We start from the raw sequence: 25,458 nt of genomic DNA on the forward strand, positions 1-25,458 counted from the left end.
CCTCGGTGGTGTTGCGTGCTCCTCACCCTACAGATGACATTGTCAGTCGACAAGGTCGATAGGTCGGGTCGATTGATCTGGTCGATTGACTTGAATGAAACCCCTGATCAGGGCAGATATGTAGGGCGGAGTGAGCCAAGTAATAGGCCCGACGAGTTCACTTGACTTGAGCACCTGATAAAGTCAGATGACCGCAGCGGCTCCGACAGCCGCTGCGGCTTTCGACCGCGGCGTCGGGCCACCCCCCGTGCCCGCAACCGCTCGGCCGCGCGAGTCGCCCGATCCCGGTGCGCCCGTGTCGCCCGCGTCCGCGTCCGCGTCGAGACGACCGCGAATCCCCTCACCCACTTCTGGGAGTCAGTCATGGCTGTCCTGCTCCATCGGCTGGGCCGCGGCGCCTACCGTCACCGCAAGCTGGTGCTCGGCATCTGGCTCGTGGTGCTGGCCGCGCTCGTCACGTGCGTCGGCGTCTTCGGCGGCAAGCTCGACGACCGCTTCACCGTGCCGGGGACCGAGTCGCAGCGGGCGCTCGACACGCTCGGCAGGACACTGCCCGAGGCGTCCGGAGCCGGGGCCCAGATCGTCTTCGTCGCCCCCGAGGGCCATCGCGTCACCGAGCGGCCCTACCGGGCGGTCATCGCCGAAGCCGAGTCGGCGGCCGCGAAGGCGCCCCAGGTCAGTACCGTCATCGGCCCGGACGCCTCCGGCGCCGTCTCGGCCGACCGGACCACCGCGATCGTGCAGGTGCAGTACGACGCGCAGCGCGCCGAGGTGCGCGCCTCGTCGCTGGACGCGATCGAGCAGGCTGCCGAAGCGGCACAGCGCAGCGGGCTCAGGACCCATGTGGGCGGCAGCGTCTTCGGCGGCAACGGCGTCCACATCGGCCCGTCGGAGATCATCGGCGTCGCCGTCGCCCTGCTCGTCCTCGTCGTCACCTTCGGCTCGCTGCTCGCCGCCGGCATGTCGCTCCTGCCCGCGCTGATCGGGGTGGCCGTGGGGCTGACCGGGCTGCTGGCCCTCGCCCCGGCGGTCAGCGTCTCCTCCACGGCCGTCACTCTCGCACTGATGCTGGGTCTGGCCGTCGGCATCGACTACGTGCTGTTCATCCTCTCGCGCCACCGTCGGCAGCTCGCTCGCGGCATGGACCCGCAGGAGTCCGTGGCGCTGGCCAACGGCACGGCCGGCAGTGCGGTGGTCTTCGCCGGCAGCACCGTGATCATCGCCCTGGCCGCGCTCGGAGTCATCGGCATCCCGTTCCTGACCACGATGGGCCTCGGGGCCGCCGGGGCCGTCCTCGTCGCCGTCCTGGCCGCGATCACCCTGCTCCCGGCCGTCGCCGGATTCGCCGGGGCCCGGCTGGCCCCCAGGCCCGGCAGCAAGGCGGCCCGGCGAGCCGTCGACCCCGACGGATCCACCGCGAAGCCCACTCTGGGCGCGCGCTGGGTGAAGGCGGCCGTCGCCAAGCCGTTGCTGACCGTCCTGGCCGTCGTGGGCCTCCTCACCGTGCTCGCCCTGCCGGCGGCAGATCTGCGTCTCGCCCTGCCGGACAACGGCTCGGCGCCGGTCGCCTCCACCGAGCGCAAGGCGTACGACGTGGTCGGCGACAAGTTCGGCGCCGGCTTCAACGGCCCGCTCCTGGTGCTGACCGAGACCGGCCGCGGATCCGGCGCACAGGCGGGTGCTCGGGCGGCACAAAAGCTGCGGGACCTGAAGGGAGTCAAGGCGGTGCTGCCGCCCCAGCCCACCCGCGACCCCGCACGGACCGTCATCCAGGTCGTCCCCGAGACCGGTCCCGACAGTCCCCGCACCGACAGGCTCGTCCGCGACATCCGTGCCGCGGCGCCGGGCATCCGCGAGACCACCGGAGCCTCCGTCGCGGTCACCGGCACCACCGCCGTCAACATCGACGTCTCCAACCGGCTCAGCGACTCCCTGCTGCCGTTCATGGCCATCGTCGTCGGCCTCAGCCTGATCCTGCTCACCATGGTGTTCCGCTCGCTGGTCATCCCCCTCAAGGCCGCGTTCGGCTTCCTGCTGTCGGTGGCCGCCTCGCTCGGCACGGTCGTCGCCCTGTTCCAGTGGGGCTGGCTGGCGGACGCCTTCGGCCTGGCCCACACCGGTCCCGTGGTGAGTTTCCTTCCGGTGATCCTGATCGGCGTGCTGTTCGGGCTCGCCATGGACTACGAGGTGTTCCTGGTCTCGGGGATGCGGGAGGAATGGGTCCACACCGGCAGGGCGCGCCGGTCCGTGATCGAGGGCGCGCGGCACAGCGTGCGGGTCGTCACCGCGGCGGCACTGATCATGTTCACCGTCTTCGCCGGGTTCTTCCCCCTCGACGACGCCCTGATCAAGCCCATCGCCTTCGCACTGGCCGCCGGTGTGGCCATCGACGCCTTCGCCGTGCGCATGACCCTCGTGCCGGCGGTCCTCGCCCTGGCCGGCCGGCACGCGTGGTGGCTCCCCGCCTGGCTGGGCCGTGTCCTGCCCGATCTCGACGTCGAGGGCACCGGTCTCCGGAAAGCCCACGCGGCGGAGGCGACCTGCGAGGCCGAGGGCACGCGTGCCCAGGAGGCCCATGAGAGGGAGTCCAGGGGGACCGAACGGGTCCGCTGACCGGCGCGCACCCCGCGGGACCTCCCGTCGGGCCCCGGCTCGAGGGCACTGCCTCCGGCCGGGGCTCCGGTTCGTCCCGCCGTCGGAGGACCGCCACGGCGCTCGACCCGGTGCTCGGCCCGGTTCTCGACCCGTTCTCGGCCCGGCGCCGGCCGCGGCGGACGCCGTGTTCGCCGTCGCCGCCCTCAACCGGACCGCAATATACCTCCGAGGTCTCCTCGCGCCCTATGGAGCCGCAGGGGCGTGAACGGGGACTTTCGGAATTCTCCACTCCGGCGCTGGACACGAGGTGCCCCTGTGGCTGTTAATACATCCGATGTCCGTGGGAGCGTGAGCTCGGCCGGACACGAGCCGCCGTATTCCGCCGTTGCGCGGTGTCGCGAACAAGCAGTCACCGACACCTTGTGTCCTTCACCTTCCAGGAGCCGCACGATGTCCTCCGCTCCCCTCAGCAGGCGTTCCCTCATCAAGGCCGCAGCTCTCGCCGGCGGTACCGTGGCGTTCGGTCTGCCGCAGGCCCTGTGGCCCACCACGGCCGAGGCCTACACCGTCGACGCGAAGCTGGACTGGTGGTACCAGGCCCGGTTCGGGATGTTCATCCACTTCGGGTCCTACTCCTACTACGGCAAGGGCGAGTGGGAGTTCAGCCAGAACAACTGGACCAAGTCCGACTGGCAGAACAATGTGAGCAAGCCGTTCAACCCGTCGACCTTCAACGCCGCCCAGATCGCCGAACTGGCCAAGAACGCCGGCATGAAGTACCTCGTGATCACGGCCAAGCACCACGAGGGCTACGCGATGTGGGACTCCGACGTCGCGGGCTTCAAGGACACCACCGGGACCAAGCAGTACAACCTCCACGACTACGGCAACTTCCAGCCCGACCTGCTGGCCCAGTTGAAGACCGAGTGCACCAACCGGGGCATCAAGTTCGGGCTCTACTACTCGATCATGGACTGGAACCACCCCTCGCAGACCTGTCGTCCCGGCAACTGGGACTCGACCATCGACCCGGCGGCCCGCGCCGGCTACATCAACGACATGAAGGGCCAACTGCAGGAACTGCTGGACCGCTACGACCCGGCCATCCTGTGGTTCGACGGCGACTGGTGCGACTGGTGGGCCAAGTCCGACGGTCAGGACTTGTACAACTGGCTGATGCAGAAGAAGCCCGGTCTTGTCATCAACGAGCGTGTCAAGCGTGATCAGGGCCTCGGTGACTTCATCACCCCGGAGCAGACCGTTCCCGCCGAGCCGATGGACCGGCCGTGGGAGACCTGCGCCACCATGAACGGCAACTGGGGCTACACCGACTGGGCGGAGGGCCTCTACCGCCCCGTCAAGGACATCATCCGGGAGATGGTCACCGTCATCTCCCGGGACGGCAACTACCTGCTCAACATCGGCCCCAAGGGCGACGGCTCCATGACGCCCGGATCCGTGACCGTCCTGAACGGCCTGGCCTCGTGGATGGCCACCCACAGCGACAGCGTCCACGGCACCAGCGGCAGCCCCTTCGCCACCGAGCCGTCCTGGGGCAAGATCACCAAGAAGAACGGCAAGCTCTTCGCCCACGTGTTCAACTGGCCCACGGGCGGCACCCTGCAGATCCCGGCGGTGTACAACACGATCAACCGCGTGTACCTGATGAACAACCCCGGCACCAACCTCAACTACTGGGTCAGTGGCGGGCAGATCAACGTCAGCGTGCCGGGCACGGCGCCCAACGCGAACGACTCCGTGGTCTGTGTGGAGGTCAACGGCATGCCGGCCGTCCTGGCAGGCGGCGTCTACCGGCTGATCTGCGCCCAGAGCGGCAAGGCTCTCGACAACGCCAACATCGGCAACGAGGGCAGCCCGATCATCCAGTGGACCGCCAACGGCGGCTCGCCGCAGCAGTGGACGGTCACCGACCTGGGCCACGGCTACTACAAGCTGGTCTGCGTCCGCAGTGGCAAGGCCCTCGACGACAACAACAGCACCTCCGACAGCGCAGTGATGGTGCAGCGGTCCGACAACGGCAGTCGTCAGCAGCAGTGGGCCGTCACCGCGCTGGGCAACGGCGCGTTCCGGCTCATCAACCGACACAGCGGAAAGGCGCTGGACAACGCCAACAACAGCGCGGACAACACCCAGGTCATCCAGTGGACCCCCAACGGCGGCTCCCCGCAGCAGTGGAACATGACCAAGATCGGCTGAGCGGCCCCCGGGGCGGCGGGCCCATGCCCCGCCGCCCCGGCCCGTGCCGCCCGGCGAGGGGGCGCGGACGTGGCCGCGCCCCCGGCCGGCGCCCCCATCCGGCTGCGGACGTCCCGGGATCCGACCCACAGGAAAATACGCGGCAACCTTTTCGCCTCCGGCGGCCACTGAGCAGTGCAAGACCGACACGCTCTTCCGAACGGATGGACATGCAAGAAACACGCCAGGCCGCGCGGCGTCGCAGGCGCAGACGCGGGCTGATGGTGGGCACCACTGCGGGGCTGGCCGTCACCGGTCTTCTCGTCTGCCTGGCCATGACGATGCAACCCGACCGCAAGGAGGACGCGGGGCAGGCTCCGGCCACGGCCGTGGCCAACTCCCAGGAGACGCTCCCGCCGGCGTCGCCGCCCAGGAAGCCCTCCTCGGCCTCCCCGTCTGCCGCCTCCGCGACCCCGTCGGCCACCGCCACGACCTCCAAGGCCTCGGCGACACCGTCGGCGTCGCCGTCGTCGTCGCCGGCCTCCCCGAAGAAGGCTCCCGCCACGGCGTCCCTGGCCGTCCGCGTCCGGCCCAAGGTCACCTACCAGGGGGTCGCCACGGTCTATCAGGCCGGGGTGGGGGACGGCGCCTGCTCGTACGGACCGAGCAGCGACATGATGATCGCGGCGATGAACACCACCGACTACGAGACGTCCAAGGCCTGCGGAGCGTACGTGTTCGTCCGCGCGGCGAACGGAGCGACCGTGACGGTGCGGATCACCAACGAATGCCCGCTGCCCTGTGCGCCCGGGCAACTCGACCTCAGCGAACAGGCCTTCGCCAAACTGGCCCCCACCTCGACCGGCCGGCTCGCGATCACCTGGCGTCTGCTGAGCCCCAGCACGTCCGACACGATCTCGATCCGCTACAAGACCGGCTCCAACCCCTACTGGTGCGCGATCCAGGCCATCGGCCACCGCAACCCGCTCGCCCGGCTGGAGGTCCGCACCGGCAGCGGCTGGCGCCAACTCACCCGCACCGCCTACAACTACTTCCTCTCTCCCGACGGCGGCGGGTGCGGCGGCGCGATCAGGCTCACCGACATCTACGGAGAACGGCTCACCGTCAACGGGACGGCCCTGCGTCCGGAAGCGGTGCAGCCGACGCGGGTCCAGTTCGCACGGCACTGACCCCGCCACCGGCAGCGGCCCCCTCCGCACCAGCCGTCGACCGGGCTCGACCGGGAACGAAGCCCGGTTCGAGCCCGGCGTCGGCTTCGACGAAGGGGGGCAACGCTGTGGAGCGGGGGAGCAGCCGTGCGGCCTCCGGGGGCTCGCCGGCCGGCGCGAGTCGTCGGCGCGAGTGGCCGGGCGAGCCCCCGGAGGGTGACCATGCGTCACGCGGTGCTGCAGGCCGTGCCGTTCAGGCTGAAGCCGGAGGGCTTGGCGAAGGCGCCGCTCAAGGAGCCCTGGAACCCGAAGGACACCTGGCCGCCGGCCGCGATCTCACCGTTGTGGGACACATTGCTCGCCGTCACGGCCCCGGACGACGCGGACAGGTTCGCGTTCCAGGCATTGGTGATCTGCTGCCCGGACGGCAGGGTGAACGCGAGCTTCCAGCCGCTGACGGAGGAGGAGCCGGTGTTGGCGACGGTGACGTCGGCGGTGAAGCCGCCCTGCCAGACGTTCGTCCCGTAGGTCACCTTGCAGGCCGTGGAGCCGCCGGGGTTGCCGGGGTTGCCCGGGTCACTGGAGGAGCCCTTGTTGACGGTGGAGGAGAACGAGTTCACGGCGAGGCCGGCGCCGTTCTGCCAGGGCTCGAAACCCGCCTGCACACTCGTCAGGTACCAGCTGTTCTGCGCCAGTCCGCGGGAGACGGCCTGCCGGGCGAAGTCCATGACGTCGAAGTTCCAGCTGCTGATCGCCGACGGCGCCACGAACGACAGCACGTCGTTCTGGCCGTTGTTGCCGGACCACACCTGCCAGTCGCGCCCGGCCACACTGGCGTTGCCCACCGGGGACCCCACGGGCTGCACCGAACCGACCTTGTTGAACCAGATCATGATCTCGGTCCGGTTCACGCCGTCGGTGCGGGGCGTGGGGTCGAGCCAGATGTCGTACGCGGCGTCGTACGCCCCGTCGTTCACGTAGCCGTACGAGATGCCCGTGGGCGCGGAGGAGATGCTCCGGAGCTGGGCGGGGAGGTTCGTGCCGGGCGAACAGTTGGTGTAGTGGCAGCCGTTGTACACGGACGGGTAGGACTTCGGGGCGCCGTTGGTGGGCACGGACCCGTCGGCCTGGGTGATCCTGAATCCCGAGTCGGTGACGGCGATGCACTGGGTGGCGCTGGTGCCCCAACGGTTGTTCTGGACGACGTAGCGGCCCTGGATGGTCGTCGAACCGAAGGGCTGGCAGATCGTGGTGTCGGCCTGCGCCGCCGACGCCGTGGTCAAGAGCGCGGCGAGTGAGACGAGCGAGGTGAGCAGCGCGCCGAGCAGGCCACGCGCACGGTGGGCATGGTGGGGTGATGGACGCATGCGGATCCTCTTCAGAGGGTGGGGGGGAAACGGAAGGTTCCCGCAACCTTGTGAATGGGAGCGCTCCCAAAAGTGGGTTCGGCAGGGACTGTAGGGACGGTTCAACTCCCTGACAAGACTGCGGACATGAAGCCGCCCCACCGATTTCGCGGACGCAGGTCGGACGCAGGCCGGACGCAGGGCCGGACGAGGGCGACGAGGCATGGCGCGCCGGTTCGGGGCAGCGCTCCCCCGGGCGGGTCGGTCGGCCCGGTCAGGTCGACTCGCGCACCACCAGCTCCGTACGGAGGATGACGTGACGCCAGGCGACGGCCCCCTCCTCCATCTCCTCCAGGAGCAGCCGGACCATGGCGCGCCCGATGTCCTCGATCGGCTGCCGCACCGTGGTCAGTCGCGGTTCGGTCCGCTGAGCCAGCGGAAAGTCGTCGAAGCCGATCACGGCGACGTCCTCGGGCACCCGGCGCCCGGCGGCGCGCAGCGCTTCCAGGGCTCCCGCGGCCGTGGTGTCCGAGGCGGCGAGGACGCCGTCGATGTCCGGGTACCGTTCGAGGAGTTCGGCCATCGCGTGGCGTCCGCTCTCCGCCGTGAAGTCGCTCTCGGCGACCCGGGTCGGCTCGTGGTCCAGGCCCGCCAGCGCCAGGGCCTCCTCGTAGCCGCGCAAACGGCACTGGGCCGCGTACAGGTCGAGCGGCCCGGTGATGGTCGCTATCACTCTGCGGCCCTGGCGCAGAAGGTGGGAGACGGCACTGCGGGCCCCGCCGATGTTGTCCGCGTCGACATAGCTGACGTACTCCTCGCCCGAGCGGCGCCCGAGCAGCACGGTCGGCAGCCGGGCGTCGGCGAGCATGTCCGGCAGCGGATCGCCGGCGTGCACGGACATCAGCAGGACTCCGTCGACCCGGCCACCGCGCGCGTACTCGAGGAAGCGCTGCCGCTCGGCGTCCGAGCGGACCAGGGTCAGCATCAGCTGGATCCCGGTGTCCGTCAGGGCGTCACCGAGCGAGCGGACGATCTCGGAGAAGAAGGGCTCGGCGAACAGCCGCCAGTCCGGCTCCGTCATGACCAGCGCGACGGCGTCGGCGCGCCGCCCGGCCAGCGAGCGGGCCGCGAGGTTGGGCACGTAACCCAGTTCCTCGATGGCTCGCTGTACAGCGCGACGGGTCGACTCCTTCACGCCCGCCGCGTTGTTGATGACGCGGGAGACCGTGCCCCTTCCCACCCGCGCGTGGGCGGCCACCTCCTCCAGCGTCGGTGTCTCCGGGCGTCGTCTGCCCATGGCCACCTCCCCCACGAGATCACCGATCTTACCGGCCGGAGGCGGGAGAGCACATGCCTTCACCAGGGGCACAGGATCGGGGGAGCGCTCTGAGCGCACTGATTTGGGAGCGCTCCCGTCCCGAGTAGGGGGGTATGGGTGTCCGTCGCCGATGGTCGAGGGTGGAAAACGCTTGCCCCGGTTGTGGCGCCTCCTGTTTGCGTAGGGGAATCGCGTGCGAGGACCGGGCGGCCCCCGTGGGAGTGGGGGCCGCCCGGCTGGGTGGCCCCGTCGTCAGGTGACGGGGCCGCGTACACGGAGCGCCGGCGGGGACTATTCGAGGAGTTCCGCGTACGAGCCCATGGCCAGGGCGATGTCCGCCTGGGCCCAGAACCGGTGGTACGTGAAGACGGGCGCGGCGCCGCCCTTCAGGTAGGCCTCGATCTTCGACCAGGCCGGGTCGTTCTTGTAGAAGGACCGGATCGAGGAGAACGTCGAGGACGAGTTGATGGTGTCGCCGTTCGGCATCTTGCCGCTCCAGCCGCTCGGCACGTAGACCGTGTCGTTGAACCGGCTGTAGTCGGTGCGGGTCTCCGGAACAGCGACACCGAGGCTGTCCTGGTAGTTGCCCCACATGCCGTCCAGCAGCGCCTTCGCCGTCGACTTCGCCTTCGCGTCACCGGACTTGGCGGCGTAGTACGTCAGGGTCTTGGCGTACGCGGCGGCCACGCCGACGTCGTTGGTGTAGTCGGCCACGGTCACGTGGAGTCCGCTGTTGGCGCCGGGACTCGACGCGTTCCAGGTGTCGGGCTGGCCCGACCACTGGAGCGTGGAGGGGATCTGGTAGCTGCCGTCCGGGTTGATCGTGGTCTTGGACAGCGCCCACTTGACCCACTTGTCGAGGATCGCCTTCGCGGAAGCGTTCCCCGTCTGCTGGTAGTACTCGGCGACCCGCTCCATCGACCACGCCTGGAAGCCGAACCACTGGTTGGACGGCGGGTCGTGGTAGACGGGCTGCTGGTCGTAGTACATGCCGTAGAACGTCGACTTCCCGGCCGGCGGGGTCGCGTAGCGGCCCGCCCAGCTGTTGGTCGAGCCGCCGGCGATGGCGCCCTCGTCCGCCTGCAGCCAGCGGTAGAACTCCAGCTGCCGCTGGAGCGACTTGCCCCAGTCGGCGGCACCGGTCGACGACTTGGGCTTCAGGTCGGCGTCGGCGCTGAGCGCGTACGCGGCGAGCGGGTTCTGGTAGCCGCTGTGGGCGTAGCTGGAGCCGATGCGCCAGGCCCAGCCCCCGCTGGTGTCGTTGGAGCCGCCCCAGGCGTAGTACCAGGACAACAGGTAGTGCGAGGAGTCCTTGCCGGTGCCGGCCGCGCAGGCGGTCGGACCGACGCAGTTGCCGATCTTCTTGAAGTACTTGTCGTACATGGCGTAGCGCAGGTAGTCGCCCATCTTGGCGGCCTTGGCGATCGTGCCCGAGACGGCCGAGCCCTTGCCCTGCTGCTTCGCCCATGTCTCGGCCCAGTAGGCGGCCTGCACCGCACGCGCGTCGGCGTCCGGGGCGGTGGTGTACTTCCACTGCTTGGCGTACGACTTGTCCCCGGTGAACAGGTCCAGGTAGCCGTTCTTGCCGCCGTACTTGAAGGCGTCGCAGGTCGGCTGCGGAACCGTCTCCCACACCGATTCCTGCGGGCCGCGCTGGAAGGTGTTGAGGTACGACGGACCGGTGGCCGTCGGTCCGGCCTCGCACTTGCCGCCCGGCGTGTTGCCGAAGCCGTAGGTGTTGTCGACGTCCTGGATCCAGTGCATGCCGTACACGTCGTCCGTGTTGTACGTCGACTTCAACTCACCGGCGAGCGGGTCCGAACCGACGGGCACGGACGAGTCGAGCGCGGTCGGATACTGGTCCGGCGTGTCCTCCTCGGGCCCGTAGGTGGCCGGCTTGGACGCGTTGTAGAACGAGTTGGTCGGCTGGTCGGCGTGGGTGGGGATCATGTACTTCTCCATGATGTCCCAGGCGCCGTTGAACTTGTTCCAGTCGCCGGTGATCTTCCCGTACATGGCCTGGAGCCAGAGGAGGTAGCTGTACGCCTCCGACGTGGTCTCGTGGCCGTGGTCCGGGGCCTCGACGATCAGTGTCTCGACCGAGTGGTAGGGGATGCCCTCGGGGGAGAAGTAGCCGTTCGCGGGGTTGGTGATCTTGCCGTAGAGCTCGAGGAACCGGGCGTCGTACCCCTTGGCCGCGGCGATCTGGGTGACCGTCACCGTCGCCTTGCCGTGCCCGGCGGCCGTCGACTCGAAGGTCGCCGCCCCCGTGCCGGAGGAGTCCGCCGTGACGGTCACCTTCTGCGGGTTGCTCCAGTTCGACGGGGTGAAGAGGAGCGACGCCCCGCCGGTCACGGACAGCCCCGTGTTGCCGCCGGTCCGGGCGGTCGTCACCGTCACGTCGGCCGACGGCTGGGTCGAGAGCTTCACGTCGTACGTCGCCGACTTGCCCTGCTGGACGGCGAGTTGGCTGGTCGAGGCCACCACGGCGGGACCGGCGGCGACCGTGATGCCGACCGGGGTGGACTCCGCCGACGCGCCCAGGCTGTCGTACGCCTTGGCCAGCAGGGAATGACTGCCCACGGTCAAACCAGAGGCGGAGAGCGTGTAGGGCGCGCTCGTGTCCGTGCCCAGCAGCGTGGTGTCGTCGTAGAACTCCACCTTGCTGACGCTCGCGCCGTCCGCGGCCGCGGCGGTCGCCGCGAGCGGCACCGCGTCACCCCGCGAGTAGACCGCGCCGGCGGCCGGGCTGGTCAGTACGGTGATCGGCGGCTGGTGGGCGCCGACGCAGCTGGTGCCGTTGACCGCGAAGCCGGTCGGGGCGGCGTTGCTGCCGCTGTAGCTGAACTGCGCTCCCGCCGAGACGGCGCCGCCGGGGGCGATGGTTGCGTTGTACGGGGCGTTCTTGACGGTGATGGCCTGACCGGCCTGGGACCAGACGCCGTTCCACCCGTTCGAGAGCTTCTGGTTGCCGGTGTAGCCGTAGGTCAGGGTCCAGCCGTCGATCGCGGCGGTGCCGCGGTTGGTGATGGTGAGGTCGGCGGTGAAGCCGGAACCCCAGTCGTTGGTCTTGTAGTCGACGCTGCACTGCACGGTCGCCGCGTTCGCGGTGGTCGTGCCGGTGGCGAGCATCGACAGCGGTAGGGCGAACGCGGCGGCGACGGCGGTCCACACCCGCCGTACGGTCCTGCGTTTGCGTCCGGGATCCATGTGCTGTTCCTCCTTGCGTCACGCGACTCACGGAGAGATGCCAAGGCCTGAATCCAGTGGGAGCGCTCCCATCGTGGGGATGAAGGCGTGCGCGGTCAAGATGTTCGGAGTTCAAAGTTCGAACTGGGCCGACGGGAGCGAAAATTTCGCAAGGGCACTATGAAACCCCGGCAGTTGGCGCTAACTTCCTCCTCACCAGTGGGAGCGGTTCCATCAGTCGACGCGTCCGTAGCGACGCGCCAAACTGCAAGGACTCGCTCATGCGACACCCCCCGCATTCAGTACTTTTAGTCAGCGACGGTCCGGACGCGCTCGTCCCGAGCGCGGCCCTGTCGGTGTTCTCGGCCCGGGGAACCACGGCCGCGTGCACCGTGGGACACACCGTCACCAGCCAGTGGCACAGCGGCTTCCAGGGCTTCGAGCCGGTCGACGACCGTGACGCCGACGAGCAATTCCGCACCATCGACATCCGGACCCCACGGGACGGCGTGCACCGTGGACGCGCCTCTGGCGGTCGCGCCCGTCGGCACGGGCAGGGAGCACGCCCCGTCCAGCTGCGCTTCGGCGGCCGGCGTTGCGAGACACCACCAGGCTCCCGTGAGTACCCGCTCGCGGAGCACCCGGACCGGGCGACCTCCAGCGCCACGGAGCTCGTGACGTGCCGACCCGGCTGCGGCGCCTCGGGCCGGACCCCGTACGAGGGCGCTGGTGAGCGCGCTCGCGCCGACGCCGTACGCGGCGCCGTGAGTCGTGCCGTACGCGCCATCGTGAGCCGTGCCGTACGCGGCGGCGTGCCGAAGAGGGGGGCGCACCCTGTCGTCGGCCGCGGCGTGAAGCGGTTCGAGGACCGCGAGCCGTCCTGTCCGGCCGGCCCGGGATCGCGCGGCACCGCTCCTCCGGTCCGTCCCTGAACTCAGCCTGCGGCGGCCCAGCCACCGCTCAGTGCGTCGGGCTGCGCGACTTCCGCGCGCCCTCCGTTCGCAAGGCCCCATCGAGAGAAGGAAACCCGCACTCATGAGTTACACCAGGACATCGCTGCTCACCGCCCTGGCGCTGGTCGCCGGGACGACGGGGACGGCACTGCTCGTCGGCCAGGCCGGCGCCGCCACCTCGGCCATCCCCTGCGCCGTCGACTACAAGGTGCAGAGCCAGTGGGACACCGGCTTCACCGCCGCGGTGACCATCACCAACAACGGTGCCGCCAAGTCCGGTTGGACGCTGAAGTGGTCGTATGGCGGCAACCAGAAGGTCACCAATCTCTGGAACGGGAAGGTCACCCAGAACGGCGCCGACGTCAGCGTCGCCAACGAGAGCTACAACGGCGGTCTCGGCAGCGGCGGCTCGGTCAGCTTCGGCTTCAACGGCTCCTACAGCGGCACGAACGGCGTGCCCGCCACGTTCACGCTCGACGGCGTCACCTGCAACGTCGACAGCGGTGGCAGCACCGGCGGGAGTACGGGTGGCAGCACCGGCGGGAGTACGGGCGGTAGCACCGGCGGGAGTACGGGTGGCGGCACCGGAGGAAGCACGGGTGGCAATGACGGCGGTGGCAACGGAAACCGCGCCAACAACCCCTACACCGGCGCCAAGGTGTACGTGAACCCCGAGTGGTCCGCCAAGGCCGCCGCCGAGCCGGGCGGCAGCGCCATCGCCAACCAGCCCACCGCCGTCTGGCTCGACCGGATCGTCGCCATCAACGGCGTCAACGGCGGCATGGGACTGCGCGCCCACCTCGACGAGGCGCTGAAGCAGAAGGGCTCCGGCGACCTCGTCGTCCAGATCGTCATCTACGACCTGCCCGGCCGTGACTGCGCCGCCCTCGCCTCCAACGGCGAGCTGGGGCCCAACGACCTCGACAAGTACAAGTCCCAGTACATCGACCCCATCGCATCGATCCTGTCCGAGTCCAAGTACGCGGGCCTGCGGATCGCCACCGTCATCGAGCCCGACTCGCTGCCCAACCTGGTCACCAACGCCGGCGGCACCGCCACGACCACCGACGCCTGTGTCGCCATGAAGGCCAACGGCAACTACGAGAAGGGCGTCTCCTACGCCCTGGACAAGCTGGGCGCCATCCCGAACGTCTACAACTACATCGACGCCGGCCACCACGGCTGGCTCGGCTGGGACAGCAACCTCGGTCCCGCGGTGCAGGAGTTCGCCAAGGTCGCGACGTCGAACGGCGCGAGCGTGAGCGACGTGGCCGGCTTCATCGTCAACACCGCGAACTACAGCCCCACCAAGGAGCCGTACCTCAAGGTCACCGACACGGTGAACGGTCAGACCGTACGTCAGTCGAAGTGGGTGGACTGGAACCAGTACGTGGACGAGCAGTCCTTCGCCCAGGCTATGCGTGACAAGCTCGTCGCGGCCGGATTCGAGTCCGGACTCGGCATGCTGATCGACACCTCGCGCAACGGCTGGGGCGGCTCCGCCCGGCCCACCGGTCCCGGAGCGCAGACCACCGTGGACGGCTACGTCGACGCCAGCCGTATCGACCGGCGGATCCACGCCGGCAACTGGTGCAACCAGAGCGGCGCGGGCATCGGCGAACGGCCGACCGCGGCTCCGGCCGCCGGCATCGACGCCTACGTGTGGGTCAAGCCGCCGGGGGAGTCGGACGGCAACAGCGCCGCCATTCCCAACGACGAGGGCAAGGGCTTCGACCGGATGTGCGACCCGACGTACGGCGGCAACCCCCGCAACGGCAACAACCCCACGGGCGCGCTGCCGAACTCGCCGCTGGCCGGACGCTGGTTCTCGGCCCAGTTCCAGCAGTTGGTGAAGAACGCGTACCCGCCGCTGTCATGACCTGTCGACTCGGTGGATGACCGCCGGGATCCGTCCCTCGGCACTGCCGAGGGACGGATCCCGGCGGATCCCGCACTCCATGTCGGGTGCGGCCCCGGGGCGGCCTGGGCTGTCACGCCTGATTCCCATCGGATCCCCACTGGTCCCCACTGGTTCCCACTGGTCCTCATCGGTTCTCTCGTGTGATGTGAGCGACTTTATCGGGCAACGAAATCGGCTGACATTGTCAAGTGACAACGTCGGTCGTATGGTTGAACCGATAACAGTCGGAGCGGAATGGGAAGGCACGCTCATGACCGATGCGACCCTGCGGGGAACGGAGCCGATCCCCCAGCGCCCGGGCCCGCCCCTGGTGGGCCATGCACTGCACGTCGCACTGGAGGACACGACCGATCCGGTCATCGGCGGCCCCGCCGAACGACACGGCTTACAGCCCATGAAGGTGCTCGACTCCTACGAACTGGTCGACCTGGAGCAAGAGTTCGCCCGGTCCAGGCGCTTCCTCAGACTGCGCCTCCCCGCGGGCGTCACCTACCGCACCGGCGACTGCCTCGCCGTGCTCCCGAGCAACCCGGACGACCTCGTCCGGCGCGTGGCCGACCGCTTCGGCCTCGGCCTGGACCGCGCCGTCCGGCTGCACGACCCCCGCCGCCACGCCCTGCCGGCCGACAGTCCACCGACCCTGCGCCGCCTGCTGACCGACTTCGTGGAGCTGCAGGATCCGGCCACCCGCGAACAGGTCGCGGTGCTCGCCGAGCACACCGTCAGCCTGCCCGAGAAGCGTCCCCTGGCGGAACTCGCCTCGGCCGACCCGGAGACGTTCCGCGAGCAGGTGACCGCCGTCGGACACAGCGTCCTGGACCTGCTGGAGCGCCACCGGGCCTGCGAGCTGCCGTTCGAGGCATTCCTGGAACTGCTGCCGGTGCTGCGCCCGCGCCAGTACTCGATCTCCTCGTCCGCCGAGGCCGCCCCCGGTGAGGTCGACCTGATGGTGGCGCTGCTCGCCGCGCCCCACCGCTCCGGCAGGGGTCTGTTCCGCGGCATCGGCTCGCACCACCTGCGGACCAGGACGGCCGGCGACACCGTCCAGGCACGGGTGCTGCCCTGCCGCGAGGTCTTCCGTCTGCCGGCGGACGACTCCGCGCCGGTGATCCTGGTCGGCGTGGGCACCGGCCTGGCCCCCTTCCGCGGGGCCGTCCTCGACCGCCACCACGCCAAGTCGACCGGCACCCTGCTGTGTTACTTCGGTTGCGAGCATCCCGACGTCGACTACCTGCACCGCGAGGAGTTGGAGGCGGCCGAGGCCGCAGGAGCCGTCAGCATGCGGCCCGCGTTCTCCCGCGCGCCCCAGGACGGTGTCCGTTACGTCCAGGACCGCATCGCCAAGGAGAGCGACGAGATCTGGGCCGCGCTGGAAGCCGGCGGGCGCGTCTACATCTGCGACGACGGGCGCCGCATGGCTCCCGCCGTGCGGGAAGCGTTCATGGCCGTCTACCGCAGGTACACGGGCGCCGAGGACGACGAGGCCGGTGCCTGGCTGAACGCCCTGAACGAGTCCGGCTACTACGTCGAGAACGTCTGGCCCGGCTGACCACCCTCCTCGACGGCGCCGGAGCCCGGGCGGGGGCGGGCGCGGTGCGTGTGCGGGGCATGTACGGGCGGCGCGGGGCTGTGCGGGTGGCGCGGGTGGGATCAGCCCGCGACGACCGCCATCCGGTCGCTGATCTCGCCGGCCGTGGCCAGGACCTTCTGGGCGATCTCCGTCTCCGCCTCCGGGTACACCCGGGAGGCGAGAGCGGCCACGCTCACCGCCGCGACCACCCGCTTGTTCTCGTCCCGGATCGGCGCGGCGATGCCCACCACGTCGGGGTCGAGTTCGCCGCGGGTGACCGAGTAACCGATGCGGCGGATCCGCCCGAGGCGTTCCATCAGGGCGTCGACGTCGGTGAGGGTGGCCGGTGTGAACCGGCGCAGCTCGGCGGCTTCCAGCAGTCCGCGGCTCTCGTCCTCCGGGCTCCAGGCGAGCAGGACCAGGGCGGAGGCGCCGGCGTTGATCGGCAGGGCGCTGCCCCGCTCGTAGGAGATGCGTACCGCTCGGGCGCTCTCCGCGCGGTCCACGCACACCACCAGGTCCCCGGCCCGCCGGGTCAGCAGCACGGTCTCGTGGACGTCCTCGGCGAGCGCCCCCATCGACGGCAGCGCCACCTCGGAGAGGCCGTAGCTGCGGCGGGCCAGACGGGCCACCTCCAGCACACGCAGGCCGAGCCGGAAGCCTCCGCCCGGGGCCTCTTCGAGGAAGCGGCCGGCCACGAGGCTCTGCAGGTAGCGGTAGGCGGTGGAGCGCGCGACGCCGAGACGCTCGGCCACGGCGGTTCCCGAGACGACGAGCTGGGTGTCGTCGAACATCGTCAGAATGTCCAGTGCCCGGTCGGCCGTGGAGTTGCGGTCGCGGTAGCTGGAGGACGTGTTTCCTGACACGCGAGACACTCTAGCGGGTGGGCGCGAGCCGGTGGAGGCCGCCGGTCGTCACGTGCGCCGTCACTCGGAGTCGAGGGCGAAACGGTCCGTGCCCAGCACCGTGAGCAGGGCGAGTTTCTCGTGGCTCACCGTGCCCGGGGTGGCGGTGAAGACGAGGAGTGACTGCCTCTGGTCCGGCTCGAGCAGGAGTTGACAGCACAGGTCCAGGCGTCCGACCTGCGGATGGACGAACCGTTTGGTCTCGCTCCACCGCAGGCCCACCTCGTGACGCTCCCACAGCCGGGCGAACTCGCCGCTGACGCGCAGCAGGAGGTCCGCCAGGTTCGCCGCGGGGGAGCCGGGGCCCGTCCCGGGTGACAGCCGCGCGCAGCAGCGCGGCGTCGGTCCGGATGTTGTCGTCGTGGTCCTCGGGGTGGGAGGGCTCACGGGCGGCCGGATCGGTGAACCACCGGTACGTCGCGCTGCGGGCGTTGCCGCTGTAGCGGGTCTGTTCGCCGAGCAGTGTCACCGCGGACGGCGTCTGCAGCAACGTCTCGCCCAGGGGGCCCCTCACCCGCGCGGTGGTTCCGGCCAGGCCGTCCATGACCCGCGTCAGCCCGGGGCTCACGTGCTGGAGCCACAGTCCACGGCAGGCCGTGCGGTGGCCGGCGAGCAGGAACAGGTGATCGCGCTCGTCCGAACGTCGTCAACCGGTTGACGTTCCTCACCAACGACCCGGAGCGCGGAGCGCTCTCGCTAGCTCTACGCCGCGACCCAGGACGTCCCCGGCGACTCCTATGTCGGGCCGGACGGCCTGGGCGGCTTCCGGGGCTTTCCGGCCGTCCGCCGACAGGGCAGGGCGGGCCTGGACGCGGCCCTGGCCGGCCGGCTGTGGGACAGGACCGCCGACCTCGTCGGTCCGTCCTTCGCCGTTCGTGACGCGCCCGCGGACATGAGGCCGCGGCGAACTCCAAAGCACGGCGGCGCCCGATCCCGGAGCCGTCGTCACACGGCGGACTCGGCGCGCATCCGGGCGCGGGCGGCGCCGTCGTAGCCCAGTTCCTCCAGGACGGCGTCCGTGTGTTCCCCGAGGGCGGGGACGGGGCCCATCCGCGGAGGACGACCGGGGAGGCCGATGGCCGGCAGGACGGCTGTCAGCGGGCCGACGGGGGAGTCCACCTCGGTCAGCCGGTCCCGGGCGACGAGCTGGGGGTGCACGCCGATCTCTCCGACCCCGCGTTGCCGGGCGTGAGCGATCCTTCCCTCGGTGAGGCGTTGCTCGACCTGTTCGCCCGTCAGGCCCAAGAAGACCTCGGCGATGCAGTCCTCCAGTACCTGACGGTTGGCGACGCGCCGGCTGCCCCTGTCGAATCGCTCGTCGGAAGCCAGCTCCTCGCGGCCGAGCACGGTACGGCAGAAGGAGACCCACTCGCGTTCGTTCTGCACGGAGAGGACGATCTCGGTCCCGTCGCCGGCGGTGAACGTCCCGTACGGTGCGATCGCGGCATGGCTGGTGCCGGTGCGGGGCGGGGGAGTTCCGCCGTAGGCGGCGTAGTAGAAGGGGTAGCCCATCCAGTCCACGAGCGAGTCGAGCAGGCTGACGTCCACGATGCCGCCGGCCCCGGTGCGCTCGCGCTCGTACAGGGCGGCGAGGATTCCGGAGAAGGCGTGCATGCCGGCGCTGATGTCGGCCACGGGGATTCCGCTTTTGGCCGGTGTCTCCTCGCTCCCGGTCACCGACAGCAGACCGGCCTCGGCCTGGATGAGGAGGTCGTAGGCCTTGGCGTCACGGTAGGGCCCGTCGGGGCCGTACCCGGTGATGGAGCAGACGACGAGGCGGGGATGGCGCGCGCGCAGCTCGTCGGCGCCGAGGCCGAGACGTTCCGCGGCGCCCGGCGCGAAGTTCTGGATGAACACGTCGGCCCCCTCGATGAGACGGTGCAGGGCGTCCTGGGCGTCGGGGTGCTTGAGGTCGAGGGTGATGCTCTCCTTCGAGCGGTTGAGCCACACGAAGTGGCTCGACATGCCGCGGACGGTTTCGTCGTAGTCGCGGGCGAAGTCCCCGGTCCCGGGTCGCTCGACCTTGATGACCCTGGCTCCGAGGTCGGCGAGCTGGCGGGTCGCCAGCGGGGCGGCGACGGCCTGTTCGCACGCGACCACGGTGACGCCGGTGAGAGGCAGGGTGTTCATCGCACTCCGATCGCGACGGTTTGGTCCGGGTGTGGCCCGGCAGACGTACCTGAAGGCCCACCCGTTCACCGCGCGGGGCCGGCGACGGCACCGCTGCTGCGCGGGGTCCGGCGAGGCATCGTCAGGATACGCATCCGGCTTCCGGTGATCAGGCGGGGACACCTCGCGGAGCCCTGGTGGCGCCTCCGACCGGGATCGCGAGACCCCTCGTTCCGAGGTGCGAACCCAGTCGCGGGAGCGCACCATGTGAAGCAGGGGGACTACGAGTTGTAGGGGCGGGAGCAGCCGTAGGGGCGGGGCTCACGGCAGCCGTTGGGCGGGGTTACGGCCACGGCAATCTGCGGGGTTACGGCCACCGCAATCTGCAGACATTCACCGTTGATTCCGCGGAGGAGTCGCCATGCCCATGCTGATCATCAAGGGCTTCTACGACGTCAGGGGCTCGCAGCCGGACGGGGACACGGTCCACTTCACGGCCGACGACCCCGCGCAGTGGGACCTCGTCGGCGGCGGGCTGGGCCGCGCCGTCGATCACAGCGCGACGGGCCGCGCGAAACTGCGGCTGGACGCGATCGACGCTCTCGAGACGCACTACGGCGCGAACCGTGTCCACCAGCCGCTGCAGTACGCCCACGCCGCACGTGACGAACTCTTGAGCTGGCTGGGCTTCACCGAGGTCCAGGGTGGCCCGGACGAGACCGTGACCGCCACCACCCCGGACACGGTTCCCGGCTTCGTGCTCACCCGCGGCACCGATGTGCACGGCCGCTGCATCGCCCTGGCAGGGCGGGGAACGCCCCCCGGGACCAGTGGCCTGGAGATCGACGTGGACGCCGCCGTGCTGAGGACGACGGTCAATCACCACCTGCTCACCGCGGGACTGGTGTTCCCGATGTTCTACCGCAGCCTGTTCACCAGCCTGCGGGCGGAGATGGCCACCGTGGCCAAGGAGGCCCGGGAGGCAGGACGGGGTCTGTGGCCGAGTGACGTCACCACGACGGGCGCGAAGATCAGTGGCCTGTCCTCGTTGACGGACGACCTGGTGCTGCTCCCGAAGCTGTTCCGCCGTCTGGTGGACTACCTCCAGCTCGGCAGCATGCCGATATCGTGCTTCCCGGCGTTCCTGGCCGGCGTCGCGGACCGCTTCTCCATCCTGTCCACGGGCGAGCGGTGTGTGGGCCTGCACCATGTCGTCGAGGCCACGAACGGCCAGACCGTGAGGATGACGCATCCCCCCGAGGACCTGCTCTTCGAGGACGCCTGACACCAGCCGCCTCCAGCTGTCCTCAGCTGCCCCCGCCGTTGCGGGTGTCTGCCCCTGGTCGGTCGACCAGGGGCAGACACCCGCAACGGCGAGGCGTCTGGGCCGTGGAGTTCAGCAGATGGTGTGGGGGTTGAGGAGCCTGCGCAGGAATTCCTCGGGGTCGGGGATGAGGTCCGCGGCGGTGCCGAGGTCCAGGCCCGGGACCAGTTCGATGGGGAGCGCCAGGGGACCGAACACCACCGGCGCCAGGAACTGCCAGTTGTCCATGTGCTGGATCGAGCGCAGCAGTTCGCGCAGCGTCTCGCGCCAGTCCACGGCGGGCACCTGCGCGGGGACGGGGAAGTTCACCAGGTGTCCGGTCTTGCCGCCCGAGTTCGGCATGCGTGCGAGACCCGCCAGCGCGTCCTCGTGCAGGGACGGGTCCTCGTTGAGGTGCTCTCCCCAGATCTGGGTGCGCAGCTCGCGGACGGACCTGCCGACCGGGTGCGGGGCGCCGCCGATCGTCCCGTCGACCAGCTCCGTGTCGAAGACGCCGAGCTGCAGTTCCGAATCCGTGGAGTGGGAGCGGAAGTTCAGGTTGGCGCTGCCCGCCGCGACGTACTGGTCGTCGACGATCATGAGCTTGGCGTGCACGTAGATCTGCTGAGACGTCGCCGCCTGCTCCAGGTGGAAGCAGTGGACGTTCCCGGGGGCGGCGGAGGCGATGCGCTGGAGGGCCTCGGCCCGCAGCGCCTGGTGGACGTCGCGCAGCCCCGGCACGTCGAAGTCGCGTGCGGTGACCAGGATGACCTGGACGCCTCGGGCCGCGGCGTCCCGCAGGTCGTCGACGACGGGCGAGGGCCACAGGTACTGGTCCTCGATGTAGATGTAGTGCTGTGCGCGGCCCATGGCCTTGCGGTAGGCGGCCACCACGGTGAACTCGCCGCCGGGCAGGAAGGAGTAGACGCCCTTGCAGGTGAGGGTGCGCAGCACCTGCACGGCCTGGGTGCCGGAGGCGACCGGCTGTCCCGGCGCCTCCGACGCGGGGATCGGCACGGGGGCGGCGTCGATGCGGCTGGGCCGTGTGGGATCGTTCCAGCGCTGCACCAGGTTCTGCCAGATCTGGCCGACGGCGGGACCGAACACCGCGCACTGCACGTCGTGCCAGCCGGGCAGGGAGGCCTTGAACCCCAGGAAGTCCGGCTCCCGTTGACGAACGGGCGGATCGACGTGGGCGGCGTTGTCCCAGCGGTCGAGGCAGACGTCGATCCCGCCGACGAACGCACACGGGCCCTCCGCGGCGCCCTGCACCACCGCGCACTTCTGGTGGTGGGAGCCGAAGTCGCCCACCCGTGCGTCGAGGACGGCCTCGGCCCCCGAGTCGACCAGCCCGGTCCGGAAATCGAAGTTGTCCTTGGACGGCAGGGTCGGCACCCTGGGCCTGCGCACGGGGAGCGTGGAGAAGTGCGAGCCGTACAGCAGCGCGCGTACGACGATCCCGTCGGCGCGGAGCTTGAGGAGCCGGTCGAGGATTCCCGGTGTGCCCGCGACCGTCGGGAGCAGCAGTTGCTCGGGCGAGAACCGCCAGCCGGCGAACAGCACCCGGTCCCCGGCGGTCAGGCCGTCCAGCCGCGCGGCCAGGGTGGCGTAGTAGGCCTCGGCGTCCACGAAGAACAGCACCAGGTTGTCGAGGGTGAACGCGGGCGTGCGGAACGGGCCCATCTCGGCGGCGCTCAGCAGCCAGTCCTCGGGCGCCACGCCCTGCGGCGCGGGCGGCCGTTCCGCCTGCGCCCGCATCTCGTCCAGCTTCAGGACCGTCAGGGGACCGACGTCGTCGATCACTTCGGACGGAGCGACCCCGAGCACCTCGACCTTGAACCGGGCCACCGCGCCGGCGGTCTCGTCGCCGTAGTCGCCGTCGGCTCCGAATCCCGGCAGGCAGTCGGGATCCCAGCCCAGCAGGGCGATCTGCACCTTCTGCACGGCGGGATCGTTTCGGTGCCGGGTCCGGGAGATACGGTCCTGGTCCTGCGCGATCGCCTCCAGCAGCGGATCGCCGGAGAAGAGCGCTGAGGTGAGCATCCGGGATCTCCTTCACGCTCGGTCGGCCGCACGGTGGTGTCACGGCGATTCGCGGAGTCCCCGGGGCGCGTCGGTCGGCGTCGTCGGCCCGGAGGCCGCCGGCGGCATGGGCGGCAGGCCCGCCGCGAGGTCCGGCAGCAGCACCGGCTCCAGCCGCACCCGGTCCTGACCGGTGAGGTACCGCTCCAGCCCCGGCGGCCGGTAGTCGGGGTCCCGGTCGCGGCGTTCCTTGGTGGGAACGGCCAGGAACTCGTTGCCGTCGGGCTCGCCCTTGTCGTTCACCGCCTGTCCCAGCGGCCGGTGCAGCGGCTTGGCCAGCAGGTACATGCCCGTACGCGAGGAGTGCAGCGTGCCGGCGCCGTCCGATCGCACCTGGAACTCGATGCTGTCCTGAGGCTTCATCACCTCGGGTCCGGCCTCGCCGAGGGCCCCGGCGTCGAACTCCAGCCCGTGCCTGCGGGCCTGATCGACCATCCACAGCAAGGCGACGTCGGACAGGCCCGTTTCCTTGTAGCCGCCACCGACATCGCAGTGGACCCCGGCGAACCACACCTGCTTCAGTTCCTGGCCCTGCTTGTCGGCGCCCGGCTGCTGGTGCCACAGCGTCGGCTCGAACGCCGAGCGCTCCTCGTCGACGGCCAGCGCGTGGAAGGCGGCCCTGACCCAAGTGCTCAGGTCCGTGTTGTGGAACGCCCATTGGCGGTTGAAGCGCTTCACCCCCGGCTGGAGCCAGGGGGCGTCCGGAACCGGGATGCCGAGGGCGCCCACCGTGTCCCACACCCCGATGAAGCGGATGTCCGTCTCGCGCGCGTACGAGCGCCGGAACAGCGTGGCCGCAGTGCCGTTGGGATGCTCGATGCGGTTGCGGTACAGGGACCAGGCCTCCGGGAGCCGGTCGGCGTGGTCCCGCCGCAGGATGCCGCAGTTGCGCACGAGTCCCGCCAGACTGCGGGCGGTGAACGCGCCCCGGCTGAAGCCGAAGAGGAACAGTTCGTCGTCGGGCTCGTACGTCTCGACGAGGAACCGGTAGGCGTCGACGATGTTGCGGGACAGACCCACGCCGAACGCACCGCCGCGCAGCCGGTCCCGCCGCTGGGTGCCGACGCCGCTGTGGTAGTAGACGCGTTGCTCCTTGCCGCCCGCGGACCCCTGGCGCACGGACAGGGCCACCTTGGCGACGTTGGTCTTGCTCGGCTGATCGGCGAAGTTCCAGGTGCCGTCGCAGCAGACGACGAGACGCTTGGACATGGCCGCCTCCTGGCGAGAGGAGAGGGGGGGAGTGGTGTCCAGCACCACTTCCATGGTGGCACCACTCGGCGGGCCTCGCCATGCGTCATGTGCTCGTCGCCGACGCCGACCGCCGGCCGTGCTCGCTCCGCACGAGTGGCGAGCCCCGACATCCCGACTACGCTGGTGAGTTGCAGCGCATGCAGACATCGGAGATGCGCTGCGGCGGCGGACGCGACATGCGAACGGTCGGCGACGCGAACCCATCCGTCCCCGCGCGGGGCGAGTACCCGCAGTGCATCGCGCCGACGCCCGGGCGGACGCACGCCCGTGTCCTGCCGCACCGGCCCGAGGACCGCGCAACCCGCTTGCCGGCTCCCGGGCGTGCCGTCCGGCCATGCGCTCCCCGACACGTCCGTGACCGCCTCCGCCGGTCGGCCGCGGCCTGTCGGCGACCGCACCGGGCACGGCCCGCGGAGGCGGCGCGCGCCCCCGACGTCCCATCGCCGATCGGTCAGCCACAGGGAGGAGCCGGTCATGAGTGAGCGGGGCACCGTGGCACGCACCGTCGAGCATCAGGGCGACGTCCAGGCGATCGCCTTCAGCCCGGACAGCACCCGCTTCGCGAGCGGCGGCAGCGACTCCCTGCTCCGGGTGGTGCCGATCGGCATCGGCACCCCGCTCGACGTGAGCGTCGACGGGTCCGTGACCGGCATCGCCTTCAGCCCCGACGGCAGCAGGCTCGCCGTGGCCGACTTCGAGCAGGTGTTCCTGCGGGACAGCGTGAGCGGCACGGCCGTCTGGGAAGGGCCGCTCGACCCGGGCAACTCGGTGAACACCGTGCGGTTCGGGCCGAACGGCTGGCTGATCGCGGTCACCGACACACTGGCCGCCGTGCTCGACCAGGCCACCGGGACCATCACCCGCCGGATCACCGTCGACCGGCCGCTGATCGCCGACGTGGACCTGAGCCGGGACGGCACCCGGCTCGCGCTCGCCGTCGACGAACGCCACGGCGGCGACCACCACAACGCCGGGTCGGCGCGCGTGGCGGACCTGGCCACCGGCGCCGAACTCGGCCGGCTGACGCCGGGCAACGCCGTCCACGCGGTCGCGTTCAGCCCCGACGGGTCCCTGGTGCTGTGCTGCGCCGCCGACGACACCACCCGGATGTTCGAGGCGCAGGGCGGAGCACAGGTGTGGCCGACCCCCGACGATGTCGACGACCAGGTCACCGCCCCGAACTGTGTGGCGTACGACCCGAAGGGCCGATGGACCGTGGTCGGCGGCTCCGACGGGTTCGCCCGCGTCCTGGACGCGGAGACCGGGGTGGAGAAGTGCCGGGCGCCGAAGCTGAAGCCCGGCGCGGCGGACCCGGGATTCGGGGCCGTCACCCATGTGGCGTTCAGCCCGAACGGCAAGCTGGCGGCCAGCGCCTCCATCGACAACGTCGTGCGGCTGTTCAACCTCGACGGCAAGGACCTGTACGAGGTGAACACCGATCAGGACGAGGTGCTGACGATGACGTTCAGCCCGAACGGCCGCTGGCTGGGCGTCGGTTGCTTCAACCGCGCGCTGGTCGTCGACAACGGCGAATCCACCCAGGGGTGAGCC

General features: G+C 70.4%; 16 protein-coding genes and 1 pseudogene. 8 read left to right on the forward strand and 9 right to left on the reverse strand.

What is annotated here, in order from left to right:
* Nucleotides 1-363: 363 nt before the first annotated feature.
* The 3 genes from ACZ7DE_RS11570 (at nucleotide 364) to ACZ7DE_RS11580 (ending at nucleotide 5,981) form a co-directional block, all read left to right on the forward strand.
* Entirely contained in the window at nucleotides 364-2,613 is a 2,250-nt protein-coding gene (locus ACZ7DE_RS11570; RefSeq protein WP_470759827.1) for an MMPL family transporter, read from the forward strand.
* A gap of 432 nt (nucleotides 2,614-3,045) precedes the next feature.
* Nucleotides 3,046-4,812: an alpha-L-fucosidase gene (locus ACZ7DE_RS11575; RefSeq protein ID WP_470759829.1), complete on the forward strand. Its 1,767-nt coding sequence runs from the start codon at nucleotides 3,046-3,048 to the stop codon at nucleotides 4,810-4,812.
* A gap of 260 nt (nucleotides 4,813-5,072) precedes the next feature.
* Nucleotides 5,073-5,981 carry an expansin EXLX1 family cellulose-binding protein gene (locus tag ACZ7DE_RS11580; protein WP_470759831.1) on the forward strand — a complete coding sequence of 303 codons (909 nt, stop codon included), beginning with the start codon at nucleotides 5,073-5,075 and terminating at the stop codon, nucleotides 5,979-5,981.
* A gap of 206 nt (nucleotides 5,982-6,187) precedes the next feature.
* On the opposite strand, the gene ACZ7DE_RS11585 is transcribed toward ACZ7DE_RS11580, so the two are convergent.
* The 3 genes from ACZ7DE_RS11585 to ACZ7DE_RS11595 all read right to left on the reverse strand — a co-directional run bounded on the left by ACZ7DE_RS11585 (nucleotide 6,188) and on the right by ACZ7DE_RS11595 (nucleotide 11,834).
* On the reverse strand, nucleotides 6,188-7,327 hold the full coding sequence (locus tag ACZ7DE_RS11585) for a glycoside hydrolase family 12 protein (protein ID WP_470759833.1): 1,140 nt from the start codon (nucleotides 7,325-7,327) through the stop codon (nucleotides 6,188-6,190).
* Nucleotides 7,328-7,580: 253 nt separating this feature from the next.
* Complete coding sequence (locus ACZ7DE_RS11590; RefSeq protein WP_470759835.1) at nucleotides 7,581-8,603, reverse strand: LacI family DNA-binding transcriptional regulator; 1,023 nt, start codon at nucleotides 8,601-8,603, stop codon at nucleotides 7,581-7,583.
* A gap of 312 nt (nucleotides 8,604-8,915) precedes the next feature.
* Nucleotides 8,916-11,834 carry a glycoside hydrolase family 48 protein gene (locus ACZ7DE_RS11595; RefSeq protein WP_470759837.1) on the reverse strand — a complete coding sequence of 973 codons (2,919 nt, stop codon included), beginning with the start codon at nucleotides 11,832-11,834 and terminating at the stop codon, nucleotides 8,916-8,918.
* 371 nt (nucleotides 11,835-12,205) lie between these two features.
* Between ACZ7DE_RS11595 and ACZ7DE_RS11600 the strand changes: the two genes are divergently transcribed.
* The 3 genes from ACZ7DE_RS11600 (at nucleotide 12,206) to ACZ7DE_RS11610 (ending at nucleotide 16,236) form a co-directional block, all read left to right on the forward strand.
* A complete protein-coding gene (locus tag ACZ7DE_RS11600) occupies nucleotides 12,206-12,745 on the forward strand; it encodes a hypothetical protein (protein WP_470759839.1) in 540 nt (179 codons plus the stop codon).
* A 103-nt stretch (nucleotides 12,746-12,848) separates the two neighbouring features.
* Nucleotides 12,849-14,645: a glycoside hydrolase family 6 protein gene (locus ACZ7DE_RS11605; RefSeq protein ID WP_470759841.1), complete on the forward strand. Its 1,797-nt coding sequence runs from the start codon at nucleotides 12,849-12,851 to the stop codon at nucleotides 14,643-14,645.
* Between the two features lie 292 nt (nucleotides 14,646-14,937).
* Nucleotides 14,938-16,236 (forward strand): ferredoxin reductase domain-containing protein, encoded by a 1,299-nt coding sequence (locus ACZ7DE_RS11610; protein WP_470759843.1) that lies wholly within the window; start codon nucleotides 14,938-14,940, stop codon nucleotides 16,234-16,236.
* Between the two features lie 101 nt (nucleotides 16,237-16,337).
* Here the strand turns inward: ACZ7DE_RS11610 and ACZ7DE_RS11615 are convergent, their stop codons facing one another.
* From ACZ7DE_RS11615 to ACZ7DE_RS11630, 4 genes and pseudogenes are all read right to left on the reverse strand, one after another.
* Nucleotides 16,338-17,123: an IclR family transcriptional regulator gene (locus ACZ7DE_RS11615; RefSeq protein ID WP_470759845.1), complete on the reverse strand. Its 786-nt coding sequence runs from the start codon at nucleotides 17,121-17,123 to the stop codon at nucleotides 16,338-16,340.
* Nucleotides 17,124-17,183: 60 nt separating this feature from the next.
* Nucleotides 17,184-17,549, reverse strand: coding sequence for an MmyB family transcriptional regulator (locus ACZ7DE_RS11620; RefSeq protein WP_470759847.1), 366 nt, complete (start codon nucleotides 17,547-17,549; stop codon nucleotides 17,184-17,186).
* Nucleotides 17,530-17,706, reverse strand: a pseudogene (locus ACZ7DE_RS11625) (transcriptional regulator); the annotation flags it as partial. The pseudogene ACZ7DE_RS11625 and the gene ACZ7DE_RS11620, both read right to left, overlap by 20 nt.
* Before the next feature lie 401 nt (nucleotides 17,707-18,107).
* Complete coding sequence (locus ACZ7DE_RS11630) at nucleotides 18,108-19,292, reverse strand: CaiB/BaiF CoA transferase family protein (protein WP_470759849.1); 1,185 nt, start codon at nucleotides 19,290-19,292, stop codon at nucleotides 18,108-18,110.
* A 400-nt stretch (nucleotides 19,293-19,692) separates the two neighbouring features.
* Here ACZ7DE_RS11630 and ACZ7DE_RS11635 point away from each other — a divergent pair, with 400 nt between their 5' ends.
* Nucleotides 19,693-20,556: a thermonuclease family protein gene (locus ACZ7DE_RS11635; RefSeq protein ID WP_470759851.1), complete on the forward strand. Its 864-nt coding sequence runs from the start codon at nucleotides 19,693-19,695 to the stop codon at nucleotides 20,554-20,556.
* 111 nt (nucleotides 20,557-20,667) lie between these two features.
* On the opposite strand, the gene ACZ7DE_RS11640 is transcribed toward ACZ7DE_RS11635, so the two are convergent.
* Complete coding sequence (locus ACZ7DE_RS11640; protein ID WP_470759853.1) at nucleotides 20,668-22,617, reverse strand: phospholipase D family protein; 1,950 nt, start codon at nucleotides 22,615-22,617, stop codon at nucleotides 20,668-20,670.
* A gap of 39 nt (nucleotides 22,618-22,656) precedes the next feature.
* A complete protein-coding gene (locus tag ACZ7DE_RS11645; RefSeq protein ID WP_470759855.1) occupies nucleotides 22,657-23,865 on the reverse strand; it encodes a DUF2235 domain-containing protein in 1,209 nt (402 codons plus the stop codon).
* 516 nt (nucleotides 23,866-24,381) lie between these two features.
* On the opposite strand from ACZ7DE_RS11645, the gene ACZ7DE_RS11650 reads away from it, so the two are divergent.
* Nucleotides 24,382-25,455, forward strand: coding sequence for a WD40 repeat domain-containing protein (locus ACZ7DE_RS11650; RefSeq protein WP_470759857.1), 1,074 nt, complete (start codon nucleotides 24,382-24,384; stop codon nucleotides 25,453-25,455).
* The last annotated feature ends 3 nt before the right edge of the window (nucleotides 25,456-25,458 follow it).

The sequence above is a fragment of the Streptomyces sp. NPDC037083 genome (assembly GCF_055606485.1).

Bases quoted from the DNA above. Each gene is read 5' to 3' on its own strand.
- ACZ7DE_RS11570 (WP_470759827.1), top strand. From the start codon at position 364: ATGGCTGTCCTGCTCCATCGGCTGGGCCGCGGCGCCTACCGTCACCGC.
- ACZ7DE_RS11575 (WP_470759829.1), top strand. From the start codon at position 3,046: ATGTCCTCCGCTCCCCTCAGCAGGCGTTCCCTCATCAAGGCCGCAGCT.
- ACZ7DE_RS11580 (WP_470759831.1), top strand. From the start codon at position 5,073: ATGGTGGGCACCACTGCGGGGCTGGCCGTCACCGGTCTTCTCGTCTGC.
- ACZ7DE_RS11585 (WP_470759833.1), bottom strand. From the start codon at position 7,327: ATGCGTCCATCACCCCACCATGCCCACCGTGCGCGTGGCCTGCTCGGC.
- ACZ7DE_RS11590 (WP_470759835.1), bottom strand. From the start codon at position 8,603: ATGGGCAGACGACGCCCGGAGACACCGACGCTGGAGGAGGTGGCCGCC.
- ACZ7DE_RS11595 (WP_470759837.1), bottom strand. From the start codon at position 11,834: ATGGATCCCGGACGCAAACGCAGGACCGTACGGCGGGTGTGGACCGCC.
- ACZ7DE_RS11605 (WP_470759841.1), top strand. From the start codon at position 12,849: ATGAGTTACACCAGGACATCGCTGCTCACCGCCCTGGCGCTGGTCGCC.
- ACZ7DE_RS11610 (WP_470759843.1), top strand. From the start codon at position 14,938: ATGACCGATGCGACCCTGCGGGGAACGGAGCCGATCCCCCAGCGCCCG.
- ACZ7DE_RS11630 (WP_470759849.1), bottom strand. From the start codon at position 19,292: ATGAACACCCTGCCTCTCACCGGCGTCACCGTGGTCGCGTGCGAACAG.
- ACZ7DE_RS11635 (WP_470759851.1), top strand. From the start codon at position 19,693: ATGCCCATGCTGATCATCAAGGGCTTCTACGACGTCAGGGGCTCGCAG.
- ACZ7DE_RS11640 (WP_470759853.1), bottom strand. From the start codon at position 22,617: ATGCTCACCTCAGCGCTCTTCTCCGGCGATCCGCTGCTGGAGGCGATC.
- ACZ7DE_RS11645 (WP_470759855.1), bottom strand. From the start codon at position 23,865: ATGTCCAAGCGTCTCGTCGTCTGCTGCGACGGCACCTGGAACTTCGCC.
- ACZ7DE_RS11650 (WP_470759857.1), top strand. From the start codon at position 24,382: ATGAGTGAGCGGGGCACCGTGGCACGCACCGTCGAGCATCAGGGCGAC.